Raw genomic sequence first — 23,009 nt, 5'->3', positions numbered from 1 at the left:
AACGAAAGTGCAATATGCTATATACGTTATATACAAGTTTACAGGTGCGGTAAAGTTGCGGGAGTACAGCAGCGCGAAGCGATGGGGGACCGATATGATCAAGGCCGTTATTTTTGACATGGACGGAACGCTGGTCGATACCGAGCGTTTGGGTATCAAGGCGTGGAAGGCGGGCGCGGCCGAGCTGGGATTCGCGATTGATGATGCGCTGATCCATCAGTTTATCGGTCGCACGCTGCCCGATGTCATGGAGATCCTTGATGAGCATTACGGCAGCTGCGAAACCGCTGAGGCAATCTATCGTCGCCATAGGGAGATTCGCGACGAGATGGTCAAGACCGATCTGGAGCTTAAGGACGGTGCCGCCGAGTGCCTCGACGAGCTGCTGGCTGCGGGCTATCACGTGGGTCTTGCGACGTCATCGCGCCACGTTACGGCCGAGCGCAACCTCAAGACGGTTGGCCTCTTTGACAAGTTTGAGACGGTGACCTGCGGCGAGGACGTCGTGCGCGGCAAGCCCGACCCCGAGATGTACCTGCTCGCCTGCGAGCGCGCGGGCTTTGCCCCCGAGGAGTGCGCCGTGGTCGAGGACTCACGCAACGGTTGCGTCTCGGGCATCACGGCCGGTTGCCATGTGTTTGCCGTTCCCGACATCGTGCCGCTGCCGCAGGACGTGGTGGACGGCTGCGAGGCTGTGCTCGATACGCTGTTCGATCTGACAGCCGCGGTCAAGGTCGTGTGTTAGCGTTCGCACGCGAGTCGCCATGCCCCGCGCCCGATCCCGCAGGACGGCGACGGCAACGGCGCCCGCGCGGAGGCACTGTTCTAAAAAATGGAATTGAATCCATTTTTGCAAAAAAGCTAATGAAAAATGGATTACATTCCATAAAAATCCGTAGCCGCAGGTTCGGCTAAACGGGGAAGGCCCGTGGGGTCAGCAAAAACGCCGCAGCGGGGCTGTTTCCGTTGCGGCGTTTTTTTGTTACAGGTAGGCGCCCAGGTTGATGTCGGTTGTCGGGACTATGGGTTGGCCCGTCGGATGCGGCTTGGCATTTTGGGTGCTTACGCGCTCGAGCAAGAAGGGACGCACGATTTCCTGACGGTTGATGTCCTCGGTGGCCGGGACCGTGGTGACGGTGCGCGCGGCGGAGCCGATGCGGACTCGTTTGGTCTTGGCGGCAGGTTTATCCTCGATTTGTTCCATGAGCAGCTGCACGCCCTTGCGGCCAATCTCGTAGCCTGGGGGTGCTACCGTGGTGAGCGGGACCGATCCGCTCCAAGCGAGCGGGTTGCCGTCGCAGCCGGCCACGCGGACCTGGCCGGGGACGGAAATGCCTTTGTCGGTCAGCGCCGAGATAACGCCCGAGGCCAATACGTCGGTCAGGCCGATGACAAAATCGGGGCGCTCGTCAGCAGGGCGTTCGGCAATCTGGGTACCGATGCTGTAGCCGTCGGCTGCGGTATTCCACTCCCCGGCATCGATGACCTCAATTTTGATATCAGGATGCAGGGCAAGTGCCTTGTGGATGCCAAGGACGCGCAGGCCGAGCTGCATAAATGCCGCTCGGCCCACAACGGTGATATGGCGTGCGCCGCGGGCGATGGCGAGCTCGGCGATAATACGCCCCTGTGCCTCGTTGTCGGCGGCCACGTAGTAACCGGGCTCGGAGCAATGGATGTCCAGATAGACGATCGGCACGGGCATCTTGGTCATAGCGGGGTGCCAGTCGGGGGACGCCATGGGCTGAACCATGACGCCGGACATCTGCGTGCCCATAAAATAGCGCAGGTAATGATCCTCGAGAATATCGTCGTTATCGGCATTGGCGATGAGCAGATCGTAGCCGTGCTTGCGGGCCTCGTTGTGGGCGCCGCTGGCGATTTGGAGCGAAAAGCCGTGGTCGAGACGGGGGAGCACCAGGCCAAAGGACTTGGTGGCGCCGCCCGCGAGCTGACGAGCGCTTTGGTTGGGCAGGTAGCCCAGGCGATTGATGGTCTCGTTGATGAGCCTGAGGGTCTCGGGGCGCAACTTCTCGGGATGGTTGAGCGCGTTGGAAACCGTGCCAAGCGAAACCCCGGCCTCGCGCGCGACGTCGCTGATTTTAACCTTTGCCATAGCGGCCCCTTTGATGCGTTTCAAGTACAAGCCAGATTGTAGCATCCTAAACCAACCAAAAAGTGACAGGTTTATTTTGGCAGGTTTTATCTGGGGAAACGCCGTTGCCAGCGCGACCACCACAAAGGTGCCTGTCCCCATTGTGGCGGTTTGGACCGGCTGGGCATGTGTGCATCGGGTGGTATCTAAGTTGAGATACCACTTCTGGTATATCAGCTTGCGCTTGCGTGAGTACAATACTCGAACGTTATACGTCTCAGCGCCCCCTGTGCGTGGACGTCTTGCAGTCACGCGAACGAAGGGATTTATCCTATGTGCGGAATCGTCGGCTACACCGGCTCTGATATTGCAAAGAACATCCTGGTCACAGGCCTTAAGCGCATGGAGTATCGCGGCTATGACTCCTCGGGCGTTGCGCTCGAGGTGGGCGAGGGCGCCGCGGCACACCTCGACGTCATCCGCCGCGTGGGCAAGGTTGCGGGCCTGGAGAGCGAGCTTTCCAATATCGATAGCGACGCAACCTGCGGCATCGGTCACACCCGCTGGGCCACCCACGGCAAGCCTTCTGTCGTTAACGCTCACCCCCACACCAGCTGCGACGGTCGTATCGCCATCGTCCACAACGGCATCATCGAGAACTTCGCCGAGCTGCGCGAGGAGCTGGAGGGCCGCGGCCATCACTTTAAGAGCGAGACCGATACCGAGGTCTTCGCGCATCTGATCGAAGAGGCCTATGCCGAGACACACGACCTGATGGCCTCCGTGCGCGAGGCTTGCACCCACGTGGTGGGCGCCTATGGCTTGGCCGCCGTGTGCGCCGACGAGCCTGGCGTAATCGCCGTTGCCCGCAAGGACTCCCCGATCGTGGTCGGCGTGGGCGAGACCGGCTCCTACGTTGCCTCCGACGTGATTGCGCTCATCGACGCCACCCGCGATGTCGTGGTGCTCGAGGACGGTCAGTTTGCCAAGCTCACGCCTGCGGGCGTCGAGTATACCGACGAGGCCGGCAATGTCATCGAGCCCAAGGTCACCCACATCGATTGGGATCTGGATATGGCCGAAAAGGGCGGTTATCCCGACTTTATGCTCAAAGAGATTCACGAGCAGCCGCGCGTCGTGCGCGATACGCTGGTGGGTCGCATGACCCCCGCCGGTGAGCTCGATATCGACGAGCTGGGCCTGTCCCTCGAGGAGCTCAACGATATCGACCGCGTGTATGTGATTGCCTGCGGCACCAGCTACCATGCCGGACTCATCGCTAAGAACCTTATTGAGGGCTGGGCTCGTATTCCTACCGAGGTCGAGGCTGCCAGCGAGTTCCGCTACCGCAACCCCATCATCACACCGACGACGCTCGTCGTTGCCGTGTCCCAGTCGGGCGAGACGGCCGATACCCTCGCCGCCATTCGTGACGCGCGTATCAAGGGCGCCAAGGTCTTTGGCATCACCAACGTGGTGGGTAGCCCCGTGGCGCGCGAGAGCGACGGCGTCATCTACACCAAGGCCAACAAGGAGATCGCGGTCGCCTCGACCAAGAGCTTCATCGGTCAGGTCGTTAGCCTCACGCTTTTGGCCCTGCTGCTGGCGCAGGTCAAGTACCGCCTGACCACCAAACAGGCACGCATGATGTTCCGCGAGCTTTCCGATACGGCCGAGCAGATCCAGTGGATTTTGGACACGCAGACCGAGGCCGTTCATGAGGCCGCCCTGCTGTGCAAGGACGCGCAGTCGGCACTGTTTGTGGGCCGCGGTATGGGCGCTGCCATCTCCTACGAGGGCGCGCTCAAGCTCAAGGAGGTCAGCTACCTGCACGCCGAGGCCTACGCCGCCGGCGAGATGAAGCACGGCCCCATCGCGCTGATCGATCCGGGCTTCCCCGTCATCGCCGTGGCCACCAAGAGTGCCACCTACGACAAAACCGTGTCGAACCTTATGGAGTGCAAGGCGCGCGGTGCCAAGGTCATCGTCGTTGCCACCGAGGGCGACGAGGAGATCAACAAGATCGCCGACTGCATCATCCGCGTGCCGGCCGTCCGCGACGTGTTCAGCCCCATCACGGCGAGCGTCCCGCTGCAGCTGCTCGCCCGCGAGGTGGCCATCCTGCGCGGTTGCGACGTTGACCAACCTCGAAACCTCGCTAAGAGCGTGACCGTCGAGTAATTGTTGTTCCGGCGTTTTACCAAACGCCGGAACTGCTCGACGCTGCGCGAGCCGCATTCACGCCAATCTGACGTTCAATTTCGAGGGCGCGACCAGAAGGTCAGCGCCCTCTCATTTCACGTCACCTTGGCGCAAATGCGGCTCGCTCGCTGTTGGTGACTGACATCAGGTGCTCCGTTGTCGAAACGCGCTAACAAGAAGGGCCCGGCTCCGTTGTGGCGGAGTCGGGCCTTGTTGCGTTTGCCCAGATAAAACCTGCCAAAATAAACTTGTCCCTTTTTGGCAGGTTAGCGGAGCTTGCTGGTCTCGAAGTACTTGGGATATTGGTCCAGGACCTCGGTCTGGTTGCGGAACATCATATGCAGGTGCTTGCTGACCAAAAAGCTCGCCTCGATGGGGTCGCGACCGGCGATAGCGCGGCGGATTTTCTTGTGCTCGTTAACAATCTCCTGATTGTCGAGCCTCTGCGTGGCGGCGCGCAGCCAGCGGAAGCGCTCCAGGTCGGCATTGGTCGCCTCGAGCCACGACCACACGGTGCTGCGGCACGCGATGTTAAAGATCATGCGGTGCATGAGGTTGTCGCTTAAAAAGAAGCCGATGCGATCCTCCTCGGCCATGGTCTTTTCCTGCAGCGCGATGGCTCGGTCGAGCTGCTCGATGCCTGCCGAGGTGGCACGGGCGCAGCACTCTACAATCACCTGCTTTTCCAGGTGTTCGCGAATGTAGCAGGCGCTCTCGGCAAGAGTGAGGTTGATGGGCGAGACATAGGTGCCGCTTTGGGGCACGGTACGCACCAGGCCCTCTTGCGCCAGACGCACCAGCGCCTCGCGCACAGGGGTGCGCCCCATATCCAGGTCGTCACAAAGCTGCTTGACACCCAGTTTTTCGCCCGGTTTGTAGTCCAGGTAGACGATTTTGCGTCGAATGGTGTGGTAGGACTGGTCCTGTAGGCTCGTTTCCTGCTCGCCGACGTGCATCGATTCTTCCATAGTGCCTCGCAACCGTTCTATCACACTGATATGTCAGCTGTTAATTATGCCGCGAATCGGCTCTCCGCGGTGGGTAATTCGACTGTTGCCCAAGAACTATTGCGGCATCTTGGTCTGTGTTTACGCATGGCTGTGCTCAACGTTGCCGTATCATAAGCCGTCGCAAACGTGAAATAGAAAGAAGGAATCCCATATGCAACTGGCAAATATCGTACGCGAGCGCTGGAAGGGCGTTTTGTTCTGCCTGATCATCGCCATTCCCGCAACGCTGCTCGGCAAACAGATCGAGGTGGTCGGCGGGCCGGTATTCGCCATCCTCATCGGCATGGTTCTGGCACTTGTCTTTCCCAAGCATCGTCGTGAGCCGCTTGCCGCCGGCGTTACCTATACGTCTAAAAAGATCTTGCAGTATGCGGTCATCCTGCTTGGCTTTGGCATGAACCTCTCCCAGATTCTGTCCAAGGGCGCCCAGTCGCTGCCGATTATCGTGGCGACGATCTCGACCTCGCTTGTCATCGCCTTTGTGCTCTGCCGCGTTATGAACGTGCCGGGTAAGATCTCGACGCTTGTGGGTGTGGGTTCGTCGATTTGCGGCGGTTCTGCCATCGCCGCGACCGCACCCGTCATCGATGCCGACGATCGCGAGATTGCCCAGGCTATTTCGGTCATCTTCCTGTTTAACGTTATCGCGGCGCTCGTGTTTCCGACGCTCGGTGGTATGCTCGGGCTGACCAACGAGGGCTTTGGCCTGTTTGCCGGCACCGCCATCAACGACACCTCGTCCGTAACGGCTGCGGCGAGTGCTTGGGACAGTATGCATCCCGGTGCCAATGTGCTCGAGAGCGCCACGGTGGTCAAGCTCACCAGGACGCTGGCCATTATTCCCATCACGTTGGTCCTCGCATGCTGGCAGATGCATCTGGCGCGTAAGGCCGGCGGCGACGCCAAAAGCACGTTTTCGCTTAAACGCGCGTTTCCCATGTTCGTGCTGTTCTTTGTGCTGGCAAGCGTGGTCACCACGGTGTTTCAGCTTCCCACGTCCATTACGGCGCCCATCAAGGAGCTTTCGAAGTTCTTTATCGTGATGGCCATGGCGGCTATTGGCTTTAATACCGATATCGTCGAGCTGGTCAAAAAGGGCGGCAAGCCCATCGCGCTGGGCTTTTGCTGCTGGATTGGCATTGCGTGCATGAGCTTGGGAATGCAGCACGTGCTGGGAATCTGGTAGAGAAGTAGCTTATTCGCGTGCTGGTTGCTGGTTGCTGGTGAGCGCAAGCCTGCGGTGGAGCGATAGGAGCTCTTGCGGGTATGGCTTGTCCGCAGGTTTATAAGTCCCGAAGAGCTCTTATCGCCCCGCCAGGATGGCGATGCGGGGCAACACCTATACTCGCAGGACGGCGCTTTCTGCCCTATAGTGTTTGGTGAGCAATATCGTTCAATTTTGAAACACTCGGTCGTGCGACCGTCGGCGGTTGCACGTCGCCGCGGACAGGGGCAAATCATGGATAGCGATGCCAAGCTGAACATCTTGACCGAGGCCCTGGCTGCTGCCGGGGCCTCGGCATTGGCAATCGATGCGCGTGGGGACGTCGCGATTTCGACCATGAATGACGCGGCGCTTGAGCGGGATGTGGCAGCTTTTGTTGCCGAACGCCTCGACCGTATAGGAGACGGCGCGCGTCTGGTTATGGGGCGTGCGGGTACGCGCCTGAGCCTGACCGTTCGCCCCGCCGACAAAGAGGGCGGGGGCCTTTGGGTCGTCGTGGTCCGCGAGGTGCGCGGCGCCGCGGCGCACGCGGGCATCGAGTGGCTCAACGCCGACGAAGTTGAGGCCCGCTACGAATCGAGCGCGTACGGCATCGTTGAGGGGCCTGCCTCGGTGGCTGCGCCGGTCGCCGAGAGCTACGCGCGCGGTGTGCCCCTTATGCTCGAGGGCGAGCTGGGAACGGGTCAGGTCGAGATTGCCATGCGCCTCTATCTGGACGGTCCTTTTGTCGATCAGCCCTTTGTTGCCGTTGCGCTCGATGAGCTAACGGATCGCGGCTGGCGCCATCTGCTCAAAAGCGCCGAATCGCCGTTGTTCCAAACGGGGCTGACGCTTTGCATTGAGGGCTGGAACACGGTTGGCCCCCAGCGTCTCCGCGAGCTCGTTTCCACGATGGCCGACACCGCGTTGGCGACGCGCTGCCATGTGGTGCTGACGGCGAATGACATGCCGGGCGGCAGCGAAAGTGATCAAGCCGCCTTTGTGACCGAGCGCTTCGCCTGTGCGGTGAGCGTGGCGCCGGCAATCGTCGAGCAGGGAGCCACGTCGCAAAAGATTGCGCGCTATTTGGAATATCTCGCTGGTGCATTTGGGACGGCAGCGCCCACGCTGTCTGCCGCGGCGACGAAGGCGCTCGATGCTTACCGCTGGCCGCGCAATTATCTGCAGCTCCGCGAGGTCTCGGAACGACTGTATATATTGGTGGGGGCGGGCACGGTGGATCGCGCTGTGGCGGAGGAAGTGCTAGCCCAAGAGGACGTGATTAAGACCGCAACCTTTGGCGCCCCGACACTCGAAAGCGACCTGTATATCCTGCGACCGCTGGCCGATACCGAGCGAGATATCGCGCATCTGGTTGTAGATCATCTCCACGGCAACCGAACCCGTGCGGCGGAGGTGCTGGGCATAAGCCGAACAACGCTGTGGCGCTTACTGAAGGACGATGACCGTTGAGCGAGGCGCCCGTGACCGCGCGCGACGCGTGTGCTACAGTCCAAAGCGTTATTGTTTCGATTTGGTTACGGCGTGCGGGGGCGTATGGCTGAGACTACAAAACCGAGCCGCAGAAGGCGGAGCGCCGCGCCGGTTAACCGACGCACAACATCGGTGACGTGGGGCAAACACGCCTCGGGGTTTGACGGCTCGTTCAAGCGCACTAAATACGGCTATCCTTCGACAGGTGCCCGCTTGGCAATGCAGGCAGAGTCCTCGCTGTGGGACCGCAAACGCGTGGTGGGTTCAAAGCTCAAGCACGACGGCACGCTCGGCTACATCAGCCGCGGGGCGGCTCGTCGCAGCGGACTCAATCCGGCTGGTTGGCATCGTTATGTTCCGATCGCGGTCGTCGTTGCAGTGATCGTCATCGCACTCGCTGCGCTTGGCTACGCCGGCGACGGTGCCAACTTGGACGCGATGTTTAAATCGCCCGAGCTCGCGCATGCAGGCACAGAAATTGTCGAGGGCGCTCAGACCCAGACGGGCGTCGCGCCCCAGCGCGGTATCGTTGCGGCGGCCTCCACCATCGCCGACGCTCAAAAGGACGAGGGCGAACAGGGCGACGGCGCCGAAACGACCCACACGAACGAAACGACGACAACTCCATCGGCAAGATAAGTTGCGAGCGGGTCCGCCGTTCGTTAGAACGGCGGAACTAATTACCTAACGTACACCACGTTGTCGCGGCGGGGTTTGGGCTCGGGTAGCGTGTCTTCGGCATAGCCCAGAATGCAGTGACCGACGCCGCGCAGGCTGCCGTCGGCGGGCAGGCCCCAGCTGGCCAGCAGCTCCAGGCCCTCGGGCGAGTCAAAGACCTCATGCGCGCGGTGAATCCAGCATGAGTCGACACCCAGTGCATAGGCGGCGTTGAGCAGGTTGCCCATGGCGAGCGATCCGTCTTCCAGGTGCGTGGGCACGCTGCGGTCGACCAGTACCACCACAACGGTCTTGGCGCCATAGAAGGGGTCGCTGTTGCTGCCCATGACCTGTGCGTTGAGCTGCGAGAGGCGCTCAACGGTCGTGGGGTCGGTGACGGCGACAAACGTCACCGGCTGGCGCCCCATGCCACTGGGTGCATACTGGCCGGCCTCGATAATGCGTGCGAGCTTTTCGGCCTCGACGGGACGATCACTGTATTTGCGGCAGCTGCGGCGGTGGATGAGTGCTTCGATAGTCTCCATGGTGTCTCCTTGCGGTGGCGTTGCAGATGCCCCGTTCATACCCGTCGGGCTCAAACGATAGACGGTCAATTGCCCGGCCAAAAGGGTAGATCCCAATTGGGAAAGTAGGTTTGCATAAAAGTACCTTCAGAATGTGACAAACAAATGGGATGGTTAAACGTTTTATCCCGTCTACCCTGCGGTTTTTTACCACTTGCCTAAATGACGAACGCATAACCTCTGATAAAGGTTTTACTAAAGGAGTACCAACGTTTATCAATGCGCCGTGGTGGCGCCGGGCCAGGAGGTAACATCATGTTCCAGGCTGGAGATGTCGTCGAGACCGACTTCGAAGGATTTCTGAAGCTGCTGCGTTCCAAGACGCGCGCTTTTGTGACGATTGACGATCACGAGTACTACATCACGCACACCGATGGCTATTGGCGTGTTCAGGATTGCGAGGCCCTCAACGACAAGGGCCACTTTACTGACTGCTCCGAGCTGGTCAACACGGTCTGCGAGGTCGTCGAGCTGCCGTGGATTGCCGGCAAGAGCCTGCATGACAGCTTCTCGGGCGCTACGGTCTATGAGGCCGTCGCCGCTTAACGGGCAATAAAACCCGATTTTCACGTGACCGCTGGCGCTGCCCCCGCGCCGGCGGTCTTTTTCTGCCGATAGGCCATAAAAGTGCAAGCATTTGCGGAGAGCCTGTTGACGATAGTCAAAACTCGGACTAATCTAGAGATACAAAATTGGTCAAAAATCGGACAATCGAATGGTGGGATAGATGAATAGTGCGGTTACGCTGGTCGACTTCGACCGGTTGCTCAATGGACTCGACCATATCTATTCGGAGTTCTCGCGCGCCTGCGGTCTTTCGGACTGCGCTTACTGGATGCTCGTCGATACCAGCACGGCGGGCGGCAGTGTTGCCGTAAGCTGTCTGACAAGCGAATGGTTCTACAGCAAGCAGACTATCAACTCGGCAATTAAAACCTTGACGGCGCGGGGCTTCGCAACGTTGGAGTTTGCCGAAGGCAGCCGTAAGAACAAGGTTGTGCGTTTGACCGAAGCGGGCATGCGGTTTGCCGAGCGTTATGCGTTGCCGGCACTCAAGGCCGAACAGCGAGCCTTTGGTGCGCTTGAGCCATGTGAGCAGCGCGAGATTATGCGCTTGATCGGCAAATTCTCTCGGGTGCTCGGCGATGAGTGCGATGCCTTTAAGCAGCATATCGCTGCCGAGAGCTAGGCCGAGAATCAAGGTGAGGGGGGAGTCGTGCGACTCTTAATGAGGTTTATGAAGCCGTATCGCAGGCTTGTCGCGGTGACGTTGTTGGTGCTGCTAATCGACAACGTCGGTACGCTGTTGGTTCCCACGATGCTGGCGAACATGGTCAACACCGGCATCACCACGGGCGATGTCGACTACATCCTGCGCAACGGCCTCTACATGCTTATCGCGACCGGCATGGCCAGCGGCGGCGCGGTGCTGGGCTGCTATCTTTCGGCGCGCCTGGCCGCCAACGTGGCCTGCGATATCCGCAACGCCGTCTACGACAAGTCGCTTGAGCTGTCTGCCAGCGACTTTGAGCGCTTTGGCACGGGCTCGATGATCACGCGTTCGCTCAACGACATCAACGTGATCCAGCAGGCGATTCTGCAGACGATTCAACTGGTGCTGCCGGTGCCGTTTTTGGCCGTGGCGGGCATCATCTTCGCCTGGTTTATCGATCCCGCCATGGGCACGCTGCTGGGCGTCGTGGTTGCGATCGTGCTGGTGGCGGCGGTCTTTACGGTCGCTAACGCCGCGCCGATTTTTATGCGCCTGCAGAGCTTTATCGACCGCATGAACGTGGTGCTGCGCGAGAACATCGTGGGCGTTCGCGTCATCCGCGCCTTTAATAAAGAGCGCCACGAGGAGCAGCGCCTGGACGAGGTGTTTAGCGAGTACGCGGACAACGCCATTAAGGTCAACCACCTTTTTGTGGGGCTCGACAGCTCCAGCTTCTTTTTGATGAACATTGCCGAGGTGGCGGTGCTGTGGGTGGGCGGCAACCGCGTGGGCGCCCACGCCATGCAGATCGCGAGCATCTCGGCGGTGCTGGAGTACGCGCTTCTGATCCTGTTCTTTGTGATGATGGCGCAGATGGTGGTGCTGACGCTTCCGCGTGCCGCCGCATGTCTGAACCGCGCACAGCAGGTGCTGGAGATTAAGCCGAGCATCGTCGATGGCCAGCGTACGCTCGATGCGGCCGCGTCCGACTCAAAGGACGGGGCCGATACGGTCGCCGTGTTCGATCACATGTCGTTTCGCTTTGACGATGCCGACGAGGACACCCTGTGCGACCTGAGCTTTGCCTGTCGTCGCGGGCAGACCACCGCGATCGTGGGCTCGACGGGCTCGGGCAAGTCGACGGTGGCAAAGCTTCTACTGCGCTTCCACGATGCCACCAAGGGCATCATTCGCCTGGACGGCGTCGATCTGCGCGAGCTTTCGCAAGGTGAGATTCGCGGGCGCATTGCCTATGTGCCGCAGAAGGCGTGGCTGTTCTCGGGTACCGTGGCAAGCAATCTGCGCTTTGGCAACGAGGACGCGACCGAGGCGGACATGCTTCATGCGCTGCAGGTTGCCCAGAGCACCTTTGTGCTCGATCAGCCGCAGGGGCTCGATACCCCGGTGGTGCAGGGCGGTACGAACTTTTCGGGCGGCCAGCGCCAACGTCTGGCCATCGCCCGTGCGCTCATGAAGCATGCCGATCTATATATCTTCGACGATAGTTTTTCGGCCCTGGACTTTAAGACCGATGCAGCCCTGCGCCATGCGCTGCAGGACGAGACGCGCGACGCCGCGGTGCTCATCATCGCGCAGCGCATCTCGACGATTCTGCACGCCGACCAGATTGTCGTGCTCAAGGATGGCGAGGTCGTGGGCCTGGGCACGCATGGCGAGCTTATGGAAACCTGCGAGGTGTACCGCGCCATCGCGGAATCGCAGATGAAGGGAGGTGAGTAGCATGACCGAGGAGCTCAAGAAGCAGGGCGACCTTGTCGATGCCGCCGCTGCGGACGCTGCCGATAAAACGGTCGACCAGGCTGCCGCGTCGACCGAGCTGGATGACGCCGCCAAGGCGGCGGCCGGGCGCGAGGCTCGTCGTCAAGCGCTTTACGAGGAAAACGAACGAGCCGAGGATGAGCGTGCCCGCGCCGAGGCAGAGCGCATGCGCGACGTGGATGACGAAGACGAAGACGAGACGCCCCGTGATACCTGGGCGACGGTGCGCCGCCTGTGGAGCGAGGCTGCCGGCGACCATTGGCGCTTCTATATCGTGTTTGCGAGCATTGTGTTCTATGTCATCTTTAACACCGCCGCGCCGGCATATAGCGCCCGCGTGATCGATGAGCTGTGGGGCCACATTCAGGTGGCGTTTGCCAACGGAACCACCTTCAACATCACCTGGGAGAACTGCGGCAAGACCATCTTCGTCTACTTTATGATCTGGACTGCCGCCGCCTCGTTCTATGCGCTCCAGAGCTTTTTGATGTCGAGCGTGGCCGAACGCCTCAACCTGCGTCTACGCAACCGCATCGCACAAAAGCTCAACCGTCTGCCGCTTGCCTTCTTTGATGCGCATCGTCCCGGTGAGGTCGTCAGCCGTGCGACCAACGACTTGGACAAGATGTCCGAGAGCATGCAGCGCGGATTGCTGCAGCTGCTTGTGTCGATCGGCACCGTGGTGGGCGCCGTGGGCGTGATGTTCGTGTTTAGCGTGCCGCTTACGCTAGTCTTTTTGTTCTTTACGGCGTTGTCGCTGCTGGTGACCAAGGTGGTTTCGCGCCGTACGCATGATGTGACGGGCGAGCGTCAGGAGTGGGTGTCCAAAATCACGAGCGCGGTCGAGGAAGGCTATTCGGGCCGTTTGGTGATTCGCGCATTCAACCGCGAGCACCAGAGCTCTGCCGAGGTGCACGAGGCCTCGGGCGAGCTGGCGCGCGTGAGCACCAAGGCCGACTTTATGATTAACGCCGTCGGACCCGCGGTTCGCTTTATCGGTCGCCTGGCGCAGATTGTGATTGCGCTCGTGGGCTGCAGCATGCTGGTCGCCGGTCACATGACCGTCGGCGTGTTCCAGGCGTTCTTCCAGTTTATCTACGAGGCGTCCGAACCCATGACGCAGCTGTCGTTCACTTTTAACTCGCTGCAGAGCGCGCTGGCGAGTGCGGAGCGCGTGTTCGACCTGCTTGATGAGCCCGAGATGGAGGCCGATCCGCTGCCGGACGAGGCCGCCAAGCTGCCGGGTCGCATTGAGGGCCGCGTCGCTTTTGAGCACGTGCGCTTTGGTTATTCGCCCGACAAGCCGCTTATGCGCGACGTGTCGTTTGCCGCCGAGCCGGGCCAAAAGATCGCCGTGGTGGGAACCACGGGTGCGGGTAAGACCACGCTCATCAACCTGCTTATGCGCTTTTACGAGATCGACGGCGGCCGCATTACGCTCGACGGCGTGGACACAAGCTGCATGGACCGCGGCGAGCTGCGCCAGCAGTTTGGCATGGTGTTGCAGGACGCCTGGCTGTTCGATGGCACCATTGCCGAGAACATCGCCTATGGCTGTCCCGAGGCGACGCGCGAGGAGATTGTCGCGGCCGCACGTGCCGCTCAGGTCGACTTCTTTGTGCGCACTATGCCGCAGGGCTACGACACACGGGTGGCTAACGATGCCGAGAGCATCAGCCAGGGCCAACGTCAGCTGCTGACCATCGCGCGCGTGCTGCTCAACAACCCGGCGATCCTCATCCTGGACGAGGCGACGTCGAGCGTGGACACGCGCACCGAGCTTGCCATCGGCCGCGCCATGGACGCGCTCATGCGCGGGCGCACGAGCTTTGTGATCGCGCACCGTCTGTCGACGATTGTTGATGCCGACCTCATCCTGGTCATGGATCACGGCAATATCATCGAGCAGGGTACGCACAAGGAGCTGCTGGCTGCCGAGGGCGCTTACGCCGACCTCTACCTAAGCCAGTTCGCATAAGGTGACAAAGGGGCAGTCCCGCATGTCGCATCGAAAAGAAGGCGCGCCGGGGGCTGATTCCCTGGCGCGCCTTTTGTGCTGGCGTTCATGCTGTGGCGGCTGCCCACGGCCCTAGCGCTCGTCCACGAGCTTGGCGACGAGGGCTTTGAGCTCGGCCACCTCTCGCTCGAGTTCCTTGACGCGACGGGCGTTTTCGTTGATGCCCTGGCGGTTGAGGGCGCTCTGCTCGGCGGCATCGTCGGGCATGTACTCGCGATGCTGCTTGGCGTCGAAGCTCTCCTCGAACACGCGGCAGCCGTTGCGCTTGATGATGCGCCCGGGCACGCCCACGACGGTGCAGTTGTCGGGCACGTCCTTGACGACGACCGAGTTGCCGCCGATCTTGACGTTGTCGCCAATGTGGATGTTGCCAAGCACCTTGGCGCCCGTGCCCACCGTGACATTGTTGCCCAGGGTGGGATGGCGTTTGCCGGTCTCGTTGCCGGTACCGCCGAGCGTGACGCCTTGGTAGAGCACGCAGTTGTCGCCCACAATGGTGGTCTCGCCGATGACAACGCCCATGGCGTGGTCGATAAAGAAATGTTTGCCGATCTGTGCAGCGGGATGAATCTCGACGCCGGTGATGTGGCGGGTGATTTGCGAGAGCACCCGGGCGAGCGAGCGATGGCCGTGCTCCCACAGCCAGTGCTCGGGCACGTGGTTCCACTTGGCGTGCAGGCCGGGGTACGAAAGAAAAATGACCAGACCGTTTTGCGCGGCGGGGTCCTGCGCTTGGACGGTCTTGATGTCCTCGCGAATGGTATTGATAAAGCTCACTGGCCGCCCTCCCTCAGCGCCGTGACAATGCGATTCAATAAAGTATAGCGATTCGCTAGGGATTAAGAAGGGCGATCTTGCTTTGCTTTGGGCGACAAGTGTCAGTTATGCAAACTTGCTGGTAATGGAGTCATGCTTTTGTGGGGTTGCGCACGAGGGGGCGCCGCAACCGTATACTGGTCAACTTGGACGTGTCCGCGCCCACAACTGAGAGGTTTTACTTCATGGGTTTCATTAACTTTATCGCCGAGCTGCTCAAGGACCCGCGCACCGCGATCGCCAGTTGGATCGCCGCCGGCCCGCTTATGGCCTACGGCTGCGTGTTCCTAATTATCTTTATCGAGACGGGCGTGGTGTTCTTCCCGTTCCTTCCCGGCGATTCGCTGCTGTTCGCTTCGGGCTTCTTTGCCCACAACGGCGGCTTTAACATCGTGGCCCTGTTGGCCGTCGCATGGACGGCCGCCATCTTGGGCGACCAGTGCAACTTTATGATCGGCCATTTCTTTGGCCGAAAGATCATCGTCTCGGGCAAGGTCAAGGCCATGACGCCCGAGCGCATTAAAAAGTCCGAGGACTTCCTTGACAAGTGGGGCCACCTGGCCATCTTCCTGGGTCGCTTCTTCCCGTTTATCCGCACCTTTGTGCCCTTCATCGCCGGTATGGGCGGCATGCACTGGCGCAACTTTGTCATCTATAACGTGCTGGGCGGTATCACCTGGTCGACGGTCTTTACACTGCTGGGCTATTTCTTTGGCGGCATTCCCTTTGTGCAGGAGCACTTTGAGCTGCTGATCGTGGGCATTGTTGCCGTGTCGATTATTCCGACCGTGGTCGGTTTGGTTAAGGCAAAGCTGGGCAAAAAGAACGCGTAGCTCGAGCCGGCGCACAAATCGTGTCGTTGAGGCCCGTCACCGTTTACGGTGGCGGGCCTCTCTAGCTTCGGTCAAATGAAAATACTTTAGTTAGTTAAAGAAAAACGTTTTATCCGATGCGTGTGCGGAGTACAATCTCGTGCATGCGAATCGACGTGTCATCGGCTTCGATGTCGTCCGCGTGTCCCGTCCGGCTCTACGCTCCGGGCGTGTGACGTTGCGACACGGTCGGCCCCGGTCCTTGCGTGCGGGTTCGCGAGTATGCAACTGTGTATGTAAGGAGCGACATATGACTGTCGAGAAGAAGGATATCGATTGGGGTAGCCTCGGCTTTGGCTACATGAAGACCGATTACAGCTACGAGGCTCATTGGAAGGATGGCGAGTGGGACGAGGGTGGCCTGACCACCGACCACACCCTGCATGTCTCCGAGTGCGGTGGTATCTTCCACTACTGCCAGGAGGTCTTTGAGGGCCTGAAGGCCTACACCGCCGAGGACGGCAGCATCGTCTGTTTCCGTCCCGACATGAACGCTGAGCGTATGTACAACTCTGCGCAGCGCCTCGAGATGCCCCCGTTCCCCAAGGACAAGTTTGTCGAGGCCGTCAAGCAGGTCGTCTCTGCCAATGCCGCATGGGTTCCGCCCTTCGGCTCTGGCGCAACCCTGTATGTGCGTCCGTTTATGATCGGCTCCGGTGACGTAATCGGCGTGGCTCCCGCTCCTGAGTACACGTTCCGCATTCTCGTGACCCCGGTCGGTCCGTACTTTAAGGGCGGCCTTAAGCCCGTCAAGCTGCGCGTTTCCGAGTACGACCGCGCCGCACCGCACGGCACCGGCAACATCAAGGCCGGCCTCAACTACGCCATGTCCCTGAAGCCCACGATGGAGGCTCACCGCGAGGGTTATGCCGAGAACCTGTATCTCGACTCCGAGTCCCGCACCTATGTCGAGGAGACCGGTGGCGCTAACGTCCTGTTCGTGAAGGAGGATGGCACCCTCGTCGTTCCGCAGTCGCACACCGACTCCATCCTGCCCTCCATCACCCGCCGTTCGCTCGTTCAGGTTGCTCAGGACCTGGGCATGACCGTCGACCAGCGTCCCGTCGAGTGGGCCGAGGTCAAGGCCGGCACCTTTGTTGAGTGCGGCCTGTGCGGCACCGCTGCCGTTATCTCCCCGGTCGGCGAGATCGACAACAAGGTCTACGGAGCCGACGAGACCGTGACCTTCCCGGCTGGCTACACCGAGATCGGTCCTGTGATGAAGAAGCTCCGCGAGACCCTGACCGGCATCCAATCTGGTGCTGTCGAGGATAAGCACGACTGGGTTTACACCGTCGCGTAAGCTGCCATAGCTGTTCGGCCCGAGGGCAACCTTCCTTTCCGGCGCGTCCTCGGACATGCAAGAACCTCCGCAGCGCACTTCGTGCGGCGGAGGTTCTTTCGTCCTGCGGAGTGCGCCGGAAAGGAAGGTTGCCCTCGGGCCTGCGTTACCTCGGCGCTGCCGTTACGGGCAATATAGATCTGAATGAAAGATGGCGCGCGGCCTTTTAGGCCGCGCTTTTGTTTTGCGTCGCGCCATGTGGGGGTGGTGGCGACGTGCATTTTTGCGAGTATTCTGCAATCGAAGGCCCTTGCATACCGACCTCGGGCGAAAAATCGGGATTTATCGATGTTTTCTACGAATGATGGGCGGGGTTATGGGCTGACAGCATTTGATTTGCAGGGATATTCGCGGTCTTTGGCATTTATCGTGGCGCTCGAAGCTGTCGGGCATGCTGAATACTCCCAAAAATGCACGGCGCCTTGAGGGGGACCTTCGCGACAAGGGAAACCGCCCCGTCGAAGTATGCATTCGACGGGGCGGTTTATGCATATAGCGGATTAAGGATGCGCTGGCAACCTGTTAGAACTTGACGGTCGGTGCCTGGCGGGCTGCTTCGGCGGCCTCGAAGCCCTGGCGCTCCTTAAACTGGAAGATGCCGGCAAAGATGACGGCAGGGAACGTCTGGATGGCGTTGTTGTAGCTGAGCACGCAGTCGTTGTAGCTCTGGCGCGCGTAGCTCACCTTGTTCTCGGTGTCTTCGAGCGTGGCTTGGAGCTGCGTAAAGTTGGTGTTCGCCTTAAGATCGGGGTAAGCCTCGGCCACGGCGAAGAGCTGGCGCAGAGCGCCGGTCAGCACGTTGTCGGCTTCCATCTTGGCTTCGGGCGTGGTGGCGCTTACGGCGGCGTTGCGCGCGTTGACCACGGCGGCAAGCGTGTCCTGCTCGTGTTTGGCATAGCCCTTGACGGTCTCGACTAGGTTAGGGATCAGGTCGTTGCGGCGCTGCAGCTGCGTGTCGATATTCTGCCAGGCGTTATCAATGCGATTGCGCTTGGTGACCATGTTGTTGTAGATGCCGGCGATGGCGCAGACAATCACAACGACAACAACGATACCGATGATGACGGGAATCATGGTGTCTCCGTTTCGAATGGCCGCGGCGTCTTCCGCCGGCTGCCGTTGGTGTAACGCTACTAGTATACCCGCAACCCTTGGCGATACCGAACTTTCCGGTAAGCGTTATGTTTCCACCAAGGTGAGGCCGTTCGCCAGGGGGTGGGCGATACAGGTGTAAGATATGCGACAGATTAGTGAGCGATGTCTTTTCCTTGAGGAGGGCGATACGTATGGACCTTCGCATCAAGAAAACCTATCGGGCCCTGTTCGAGGCCTTTACTGAGCTGCTCGAAGAGCATCGGTTTGAGGACGTGACGGTTGCCATGCTGTGCGACCGCGCTATGATTCGTCGGACGACGTTCTACAAGCACTTCCGCGACAAAAACGATTACTTTGCCTTCTATATCGATGAACTCATGTCGGGTCTGCCGCAAAAGCGGGCCGATGCGGATGGCGCGGAGGGCGCCGAGGACGTGCGCGCGCTTCGCCACGAAGTGTTCGCCGATGCCATGGATCTGATTCTGGCGCATGAGCAGCTCATGGATAACATTTTGGCGAGCAGTATGTCGGGCATGCTGACCAGCATGATTTGCGACCGCATCGCGCGCTCCATACGCGGGCGCGTGATGAGCGCGCTTGACGAGGATGCGCTTGCGCCCGTATCGCTCGAGACGACGTCTGAGTTTGTCGCCGGCGGCATTATTCGGCTCTTCACCATGTGGTGGGAATCGGGCCACGTACTGGAGCGCCGATCCGAAATCGCCGACGTGGTCGATGCGCTGTTCGAGCGGACCATGACGCCGGTGAGTCACTAAGAGTGGCGGAGAGAGGGGGATTCGAACCCCCGGAACGCTCTCGCGCTCAACGGTTTTCAAGACCGCCGCATTCAACCGCTCTGCCATCTCTCCGTGAGTCGTAATGATAGCATCGTTTTGGATTTGCAACAGGGGAGGCGAACGATGACGAGCACCGGAATCGATGAGAAGTTCATGCGTGAGGCGCTGTCGGAGGCGCGTGCCGCCGCGGCGGTGGGCGAGGTGCCGATCGGTGCCGTAGTGGTGCGCGCGGGTGAGATTGTCGCGCGGGCGCATAATCGCCGCGAGCTCGACCAGGATCCTTCGGCGCATGCCGAGTTTGCGGCCCTATGCGCCGCCGCTCAGTCGCTCGGTCGTTGGCGCCTTTCCGATTGTACGGTCTACGTGACGCTCGAGCCCTGCTGCATGTGCGCGGGGCTTATGGTTAATGCGCGCGTGGGGCGCTGCGTGTACGGCGCGGCCGATGCTAAGGCGGGCGCCCTGGGGTCGCTATACGACCTCAATGCCGATTCGCGCCTGAATCATCGGTTTAATGTGACGGCTGGGGTCTTGGCGGATGAATGCCGCGAGCTGCTGAGTAGCTATTTTGGCGGTCTGCGCGGAGCGGGCGGCGCTGATTGCGGTTGTGGGGCCGATCTTGAAGCACACGCCGCTCACGCCGCAGCGCTTGCAGGTGCCGGTGAGGATGCTGGCGCGGCAGTTGACTTTGGTCCTGCGTGCCGCCGGCCCCGCCGTGTGCTGCTGGCGATTGACTCCTTTAAGGGCAGCGTGTCGAGCGCGCAGGCGGAGGCGGCAGTTGCCGGGGGCGTGCGCCGCGTGTGGCCCGATGCCCAAGTAAGCGCGCTGCCGCTGGCGGATGGCGGTGAGGGAACGCTCGATGCCGTTGCCGCGTGCGGCGGTGAGATTGTGACCTGCGAGGTGGCGGGTCCCTTGGGCAAGCGCGTGGCTGCCCGGATGCTGGTGGACGGCGAGCACGAGTCGGCTGTCATTGAGATGGCCGAAGCCGCGGGCATCGGGTACTCGCCGTGCACGGAGTCGGCGGCGTTGGCCGCGACGACCTATGGCGTGGGCGAGCTGATGCTTCGTGCGGTTCGCGCGGGGGCGAGGACCCTATATATGGGACTGGGCGGCAGCGCCACCAACGACGGTGGCGCCGGCATGCTGCAAGCGCTGGGCGCGCGTCTTGTCGATGACCGTGGCTGCAATATCGCTCCCGGTCTTGCGGGCCTTGAGCAGGTGGCGAGCGTTGATTTGGCGCCAGCGCTGCAGGCTTTGGATGGCGCGCGTGTCGTGGTGCTTTCCGATGTCGAAAACCCGCTCGTGGGGCGTCGCGGGGCACTTGCGGTGTTTGGCGGGCAAAAGGGCCTGCCGACAGACGATGTCGAAGCGCTGGGCGGGTGCGACGGCTGGATGGTCGGCTACGGCCGCCTGCTCGATACGGCGATTGCCGAGGTACGGGCTCAGGGATTGCTGCGCGTGTCCGAGGGTGCGCGGACGTTTGGCTCGGTGCTCGGCGTGCCCGGCGCCGGTGCCGCTGGCGGTCTGGGCGCCGCGCTGCTAGCGCTCGGTGCAGAGCTACATTCGGGCGTGGAGACGGTGCTTGATCTGATTGGGTTTGACGAGCGCGTGCGGGATGTCGATCTGGTCATAACGGGCGAGGGCAATATGGACGAGCAATCCGCCGCCGGCAAAGCGCCGGTGGGTGTGGCCCGCCGTGCCAAGCGCTATGGCAAGCCGGTGGTCGCCGTCGTGGGCGGTCGCGCTGACAACCTGGATGCGGTGTATGAGCAGGGCGTCGACCTGGTTTTGACGATCTGCCGCAAGCCCATGGGCCTTGAGCTGGCGCTCGATCCCCAAGAAGCCATAACCAACCTTATCTGCGCCGGCGAGTCTGCCGCTCGATCCTACGACCTCGCCCGCCTCTAAAACCCATCCCCTCGATAAGTTGCGGTGAAATACGGAGTGTTTTTGCCTTTAAGGTGCCAATTCAGTCCGTATTCCACCGTAACTTCGTGAATGGTCATCCGAGGCTGGTCGACATGGGTTTCGAGTCGGACCGTTTGCCACGAAACACGGCTATCTACTACGTTTAACCGACCACCCTCGACTATCTCGGAATTTGCAAAAATGAAACCGCAGGTAGAGAGCTTGCCGATTTCCGAAAAAGTCGGCTATGGTCGACCCCTGCGACCAAAACGTAGTAGATGGGGCCTTTTCGTGGCGCAGCACCAGATCAGTCTTTTTGGGACGGGGCTTTCTTGGCTACTTTCGTCACCCTGATGTCCCCAGTCAAAAAGTAGTCAAAAAAGCCCCATTACAGTTTGAGTCGTCCGAAAGGGCGGCTCTTTTCCGTTGCACGGTTATACGATTGAGCCGTACCGGTGGTCGCTGGCCGACCGCCCCGGACGGCCGTCAGCCCCTGCCCCGTAGAGGGCCCGGGACGTGTTGCCGCCGGGGCGGGAGGGGCCGCGGGGAACGACTGATAGAGATGTGCCGGGCCCGGACCGGGCCACGGCCGGGTAATGTGGGTGTCGCTTCCGCGGCTAACGGCCGGCTCAAGGGAGAGGATACACCATGCCAGCAGCAGAGACGCCCGTGGCCTACCTGGGGATCGACGTCGGGAAGAGCTCGCACAGCGCGTGCGCGCTCGACGCGGGAGGGGGCGTCGCCTTCAGGGCCGAGCTGGCAAACAGGCCCGACGACATCGACCGGCTGCTCGAGCGGGCCGGCTCCGGCGCGCTGGTCGTCGTCGACCAGAAGCGAAACATCGGCGCACTGGTCCTCGCGCGCGCCCATGCGCACGGGAACCCCTGCGCCTACCTGCCCGGATACGCCGAGAAGCAGGCCCGCGGGATGTTCCCCGGCATCGCGAAGACCGACGCCATCGACGCCGAGGTGATCGCGCGCACCGCGCTCGGCGCGCCCCGCGCCCTCAGACCGGCGCCCGAGGAGCCCGAGGGGACCGCCTCGCTTCGGATCCTGTCGTCGCAGCGCGAGTTCGCGTCGTCCGCCAGGACCCGCGCGAAGAACAGGCTGCGCGCGACCCTGCTCGAGGCCGACCCCGCGCTCGAGGGCGCGGTCGACCCGTCGAGCCGCTGGCAGGTGTCGATGCTGGCCGAGTTCGGCGGGGCCGCCGGGTGCTCGGCCGCCGGCTGGCGCAGGTTCTCGAACGCCGCCAGGCGCGCGGGCGCCCCCGCGGCGGGGGCCAGGAGGCTCTGGGAGGCGCTGCTGGCCTCGTCGCGCTCGGGAAGGCGGCTCCCGGCCGGCGAGGACGTCGCGGTCCGGATACTCGCCCGGGAGATAGCCTCCCTCGACGCCGACATCGAGGAACTCGACTCGCTCGTGGCCGACTCGCTGGCGGGAGACGAGGTCTACGAGTGCCTCCTCACGGTGCCCGGGATCGGCCCCAAGACCGCCGCGGCGCTGGTGACGTCGATCGACATATCCGCGTTCAGGGGGCACGACGAGCTCGCGAGCTATTGCGGCGTGGCGCCCTCCGACAGGCGCTCCGGGAGCAGCATCAGGTCGACGTCGCCGCAGCACGGCGGGAACAGGCAGCTCAAGAACCTGCTCATATTCAGCTGCAACTCCCTCATCGGCACGGACAACAGGTTCGGGAGGTACTACGGGGAGTGCAGGGCGAGGGGGATGAGGCACAGCAAGGCGCTGAAGGCGGTCGCGAGGAAGAGGCTCAAGGTCATTTACGCGATCATGCGCGACGCCGTCCCGTACGCGGCCTAGCGGGCGGCGGGATCAACCAAAGAGGAAACCAAGCGGGGGCGCCTGGCGCCCGGATGCGTCATGCCGAAATGGCGCGAAGCACGCGGTTGACAAAACCATAGAGACACGTCCC

19 protein-coding genes and 1 tRNA gene are annotated in these 23,009 nt (G+C 61.4%); 14 read left to right on the top strand and 6 right to left on the bottom strand.

Annotated features, from left to right (window positions below):
- The first annotated feature begins 94 nt into the window (after positions 1 to 94).
- Complete coding sequence (locus DW037_RS08485) at positions 95 to 745, top strand: HAD family phosphatase (protein WP_089573501.1); 651 nt, start codon at positions 95 to 97, stop codon at positions 743 to 745.
- Between the two features lie 237 nt (positions 746 to 982).
- On the opposite strand, the gene DW037_RS08480 is transcribed toward DW037_RS08485, so the two are convergent.
- Positions 983 to 2,116: a LacI family DNA-binding transcriptional regulator gene (locus DW037_RS08480; protein WP_233542314.1), complete on the bottom strand. Its 1,134-nt coding sequence runs from the start codon at positions 2,114 to 2,116 to the stop codon at positions 983 to 985.
- Between the two features lie 312 nt (positions 2,117 to 2,428).
- Between DW037_RS08480 and glmS the strand changes: the two genes are divergently transcribed.
- Positions 2,429 to 4,276, top strand: a complete 1,848-nt coding sequence (glmS, locus tag DW037_RS08475; protein ID WP_118373168.1) for a glutamine--fructose-6-phosphate transaminase (isomerizing) — start codon at positions 2,429 to 2,431, stop codon at positions 4,274 to 4,276.
- Between the two features lie 287 nt (positions 4,277 to 4,563).
- Here the strand turns inward: glmS and DW037_RS08470 are convergent, their stop codons facing one another.
- Entirely contained in the window at positions 4,564 to 5,265 is a 702-nt protein-coding gene (locus DW037_RS08470; protein ID WP_117635995.1) for a GntR family transcriptional regulator, read from the bottom strand.
- Between the two features lie 193 nt (positions 5,266 to 5,458).
- Here DW037_RS08470 and DW037_RS08465 point away from each other — a divergent pair, with 193 nt between their 5' ends.
- The 3 genes from DW037_RS08465 (at position 5,459) to DW037_RS08455 (ending at position 8,644) form a co-directional block, all read left to right on the top strand.
- Complete coding sequence (locus DW037_RS08465) at positions 5,459 to 6,493, top strand: YeiH family protein (RefSeq protein ID WP_117817017.1); 1,035 nt, start codon at positions 5,459 to 5,461, stop codon at positions 6,491 to 6,493.
- Positions 6,494 to 6,766: 273 nt separating this feature from the next.
- A complete protein-coding gene (locus DW037_RS08460; RefSeq protein ID WP_118373166.1) occupies positions 6,767 to 7,984 on the top strand; it encodes a helix-turn-helix domain-containing protein in 1,218 nt (405 codons plus the stop codon).
- Positions 7,985 to 8,068: 84 nt separating this feature from the next.
- Positions 8,069 to 8,644, top strand: a complete 576-nt coding sequence (locus tag DW037_RS08455) for a hypothetical protein (protein WP_147330885.1) — start codon at positions 8,069 to 8,071, stop codon at positions 8,642 to 8,644.
- 41 nt (positions 8,645 to 8,685) lie between these two features.
- On the opposite strand, the gene DW037_RS08450 is transcribed toward DW037_RS08455, so the two are convergent.
- On the bottom strand, positions 8,686 to 9,207 hold the full coding sequence (locus DW037_RS08450; protein ID WP_117564325.1) for a nitroreductase: 522 nt from the start codon (positions 9,205 to 9,207) through the stop codon (positions 8,686 to 8,688).
- Between the two features lie 294 nt (positions 9,208 to 9,501).
- Here DW037_RS08450 and DW037_RS08445 point away from each other — a divergent pair, with 294 nt between their 5' ends.
- From DW037_RS08445 to DW037_RS08430, 4 genes are all read left to right on the top strand, one after another.
- Positions 9,502 to 9,792: a hypothetical protein gene (locus DW037_RS08445; protein ID WP_055251737.1), complete on the top strand. Its 291-nt coding sequence runs from the start codon at positions 9,502 to 9,504 to the stop codon at positions 9,790 to 9,792.
- Between the two features lie 181 nt (positions 9,793 to 9,973).
- Complete coding sequence (locus DW037_RS08440) at positions 9,974 to 10,435, top strand: MarR family winged helix-turn-helix transcriptional regulator (protein WP_118373162.1); 462 nt, start codon at positions 9,974 to 9,976, stop codon at positions 10,433 to 10,435.
- A gap of 48 nt (positions 10,436 to 10,483) precedes the next feature.
- A complete protein-coding gene (locus DW037_RS08435; RefSeq protein WP_233542313.1) occupies positions 10,484 to 12,199 on the top strand; it encodes an ABC transporter ATP-binding protein in 1,716 nt (571 codons plus the stop codon).
- Between the two features lies 1 nt (position 12,200).
- On the top strand, positions 12,201 to 14,216 hold the full coding sequence (locus DW037_RS08430; protein ID WP_117629837.1) for an ABC transporter ATP-binding protein: 2,016 nt from the start codon (positions 12,201 to 12,203) through the stop codon (positions 14,214 to 14,216).
- 111 nt (positions 14,217 to 14,327) lie between these two features.
- Here DW037_RS08430 and cysE read toward each other — a convergent pair whose 3' ends face one another.
- Positions 14,328 to 15,032 carry a serine O-acetyltransferase gene (gene cysE, locus DW037_RS08425; RefSeq protein WP_089573511.1) on the bottom strand — a complete coding sequence of 235 codons (705 nt, stop codon included), beginning with the start codon at positions 15,030 to 15,032 and terminating at the stop codon, positions 14,328 to 14,330.
- Positions 15,033 to 15,256: 224 nt separating this feature from the next.
- On the opposite strand from cysE, the gene DW037_RS08420 reads away from it, so the two are divergent.
- Together DW037_RS08420 and DW037_RS08415 are read left to right on the top strand one after the other, a co-directional pair.
- Positions 15,257 to 15,904: a DedA family protein gene (locus DW037_RS08420; protein ID WP_117629836.1), complete on the top strand. Its 648-nt coding sequence runs from the start codon at positions 15,257 to 15,259 to the stop codon at positions 15,902 to 15,904.
- A 289-nt stretch (positions 15,905 to 16,193) separates the two neighbouring features.
- Entirely contained in the window at positions 16,194 to 17,246 is a 1,053-nt protein-coding gene (locus DW037_RS08415; RefSeq protein ID WP_089573513.1) for a branched-chain amino acid aminotransferase, read from the top strand.
- A 561-nt stretch (positions 17,247 to 17,807) separates the two neighbouring features.
- Here the strand turns inward: DW037_RS08415 and DW037_RS08410 are convergent.
- Entirely contained in the window at positions 17,808 to 18,359 is a 552-nt protein-coding gene (locus DW037_RS08410; RefSeq protein ID WP_089573514.1) for a LemA family protein, read from the bottom strand.
- A 212-nt stretch (positions 18,360 to 18,571) separates the two neighbouring features.
- On the opposite strand from DW037_RS08410, the gene DW037_RS08405 reads away from it, so the two are divergent.
- Positions 18,572 to 19,156, top strand: coding sequence for a TetR/AcrR family transcriptional regulator (locus tag DW037_RS08405; protein ID WP_117757518.1), 585 nt, complete (start codon positions 18,572 to 18,574; stop codon positions 19,154 to 19,156).
- A 3-nt stretch (positions 19,157 to 19,159) separates the two neighbouring features.
- Here the strand turns inward: DW037_RS08405 and DW037_RS08400 are convergent.
- Positions 19,160 to 19,249, bottom strand: a tRNA-Ser gene (locus DW037_RS08400).
- A gap of 51 nt (positions 19,250 to 19,300) precedes the next feature.
- On the opposite strand from DW037_RS08400, the gene tadA reads away from it, so the two are divergent.
- The gene (gene tadA / locus DW037_RS08395; RefSeq protein ID WP_118289254.1) at positions 19,301 to 21,082 is read left to right on the top strand and encodes a tRNA adenosine(34) deaminase TadA; all 1,782 of its coding nucleotides are present in this window, start codon (positions 19,301 to 19,303) and stop codon (positions 21,080 to 21,082) included.
- A 648-nt stretch (positions 21,083 to 21,730) separates the two neighbouring features.
- Positions 21,731 to 22,897, top strand: coding sequence for an IS110 family transposase (locus tag DW037_RS08390; RefSeq protein ID WP_118373160.1), 1,167 nt, complete (start codon positions 21,731 to 21,733; stop codon positions 22,895 to 22,897).
- The last annotated feature ends 112 nt before the right edge of the window (positions 22,898 to 23,009 follow it).

The organism is Collinsella sp. AF39-11AT (assembly GCF_003474585.1).
Classification (GTDB): domain Bacteria; phylum Actinomycetota; class Coriobacteriia; order Coriobacteriales; family Coriobacteriaceae; genus Collinsella.
Note: the sequence above shows the minus strand (reverse complement) of the source record. Positions and strands in the feature narration are given on the sequence as shown.

What these genes read in the sequence shown, in the direction of transcription:
- DW037_RS08460 (WP_118373166.1), top strand. Translation starts at nt 6,767, where the DNA reads ATGGATAGCGATGCCAAGCTGAACATCTTGACCGAGGCCCTGGCTGCT.
- DW037_RS08485 (WP_089573501.1), top strand. Translation starts at nt 95, where the DNA reads ATGATCAAGGCCGTTATTTTTGACATGGACGGAACGCTGGTCGATACC.
- DW037_RS08465 (WP_117817017.1), top strand. Translation starts at nt 5,459, where the DNA reads ATGCAACTGGCAAATATCGTACGCGAGCGCTGGAAGGGCGTTTTGTTC.
- DW037_RS08390 (WP_118373160.1), top strand. Translation starts at nt 21,731, where the DNA reads ATGCCAGCAGCAGAGACGCCCGTGGCCTACCTGGGGATCGACGTCGGG.
- DW037_RS08440 (WP_118373162.1), top strand. Translation starts at nt 9,974, where the DNA reads ATGAATAGTGCGGTTACGCTGGTCGACTTCGACCGGTTGCTCAATGGA.
- DW037_RS08445 (WP_055251737.1), top strand. Translation starts at nt 9,502, where the DNA reads ATGTTCCAGGCTGGAGATGTCGTCGAGACCGACTTCGAAGGATTTCTG.
- tadA (WP_118289254.1), top strand. Translation starts at nt 19,301, where the DNA reads ATGACGAGCACCGGAATCGATGAGAAGTTCATGCGTGAGGCGCTGTCG.
- DW037_RS08435 (WP_233542313.1), top strand. Translation starts at nt 10,484, where the DNA reads ATGAAGCCGTATCGCAGGCTTGTCGCGGTGACGTTGTTGGTGCTGCTA.
- DW037_RS08420 (WP_117629836.1), top strand. Translation starts at nt 15,257, where the DNA reads ATGGGTTTCATTAACTTTATCGCCGAGCTGCTCAAGGACCCGCGCACC.
- DW037_RS08410 (WP_089573514.1), bottom strand. Translation starts at nt 18,359, where the DNA reads ATGATTCCCGTCATCATCGGTATCGTTGTTGTCGTTGTGATTGTCTGC.
- DW037_RS08480 (WP_233542314.1), bottom strand. Translation starts at nt 2,116, where the DNA reads ATGGCAAAGGTTAAAATCAGCGACGTCGCGCGCGAGGCCGGGGTTTCG.
- DW037_RS08470 (WP_117635995.1), bottom strand. Translation starts at nt 5,265, where the DNA reads ATGGAAGAATCGATGCACGTCGGCGAGCAGGAAACGAGCCTACAGGAC.
- DW037_RS08415 (WP_089573513.1), top strand. Translation starts at nt 16,194, where the DNA reads ATGACTGTCGAGAAGAAGGATATCGATTGGGGTAGCCTCGGCTTTGGC.
- glmS (WP_118373168.1), top strand. Translation starts at nt 2,429, where the DNA reads ATGTGCGGAATCGTCGGCTACACCGGCTCTGATATTGCAAAGAACATC.
- DW037_RS08430 (WP_117629837.1), top strand. Translation starts at nt 12,201, where the DNA reads ATGACCGAGGAGCTCAAGAAGCAGGGCGACCTTGTCGATGCCGCCGCT.
- DW037_RS08450 (WP_117564325.1), bottom strand. Translation starts at nt 9,207, where the DNA reads ATGGAGACTATCGAAGCACTCATCCACCGCCGCAGCTGCCGCAAATAC.
- DW037_RS08405 (WP_117757518.1), top strand. Translation starts at nt 18,572, where the DNA reads ATGGACCTTCGCATCAAGAAAACCTATCGGGCCCTGTTCGAGGCCTTT.
- DW037_RS08455 (WP_147330885.1), top strand. Translation starts at nt 8,069, where the DNA reads ATGGCTGAGACTACAAAACCGAGCCGCAGAAGGCGGAGCGCCGCGCCG.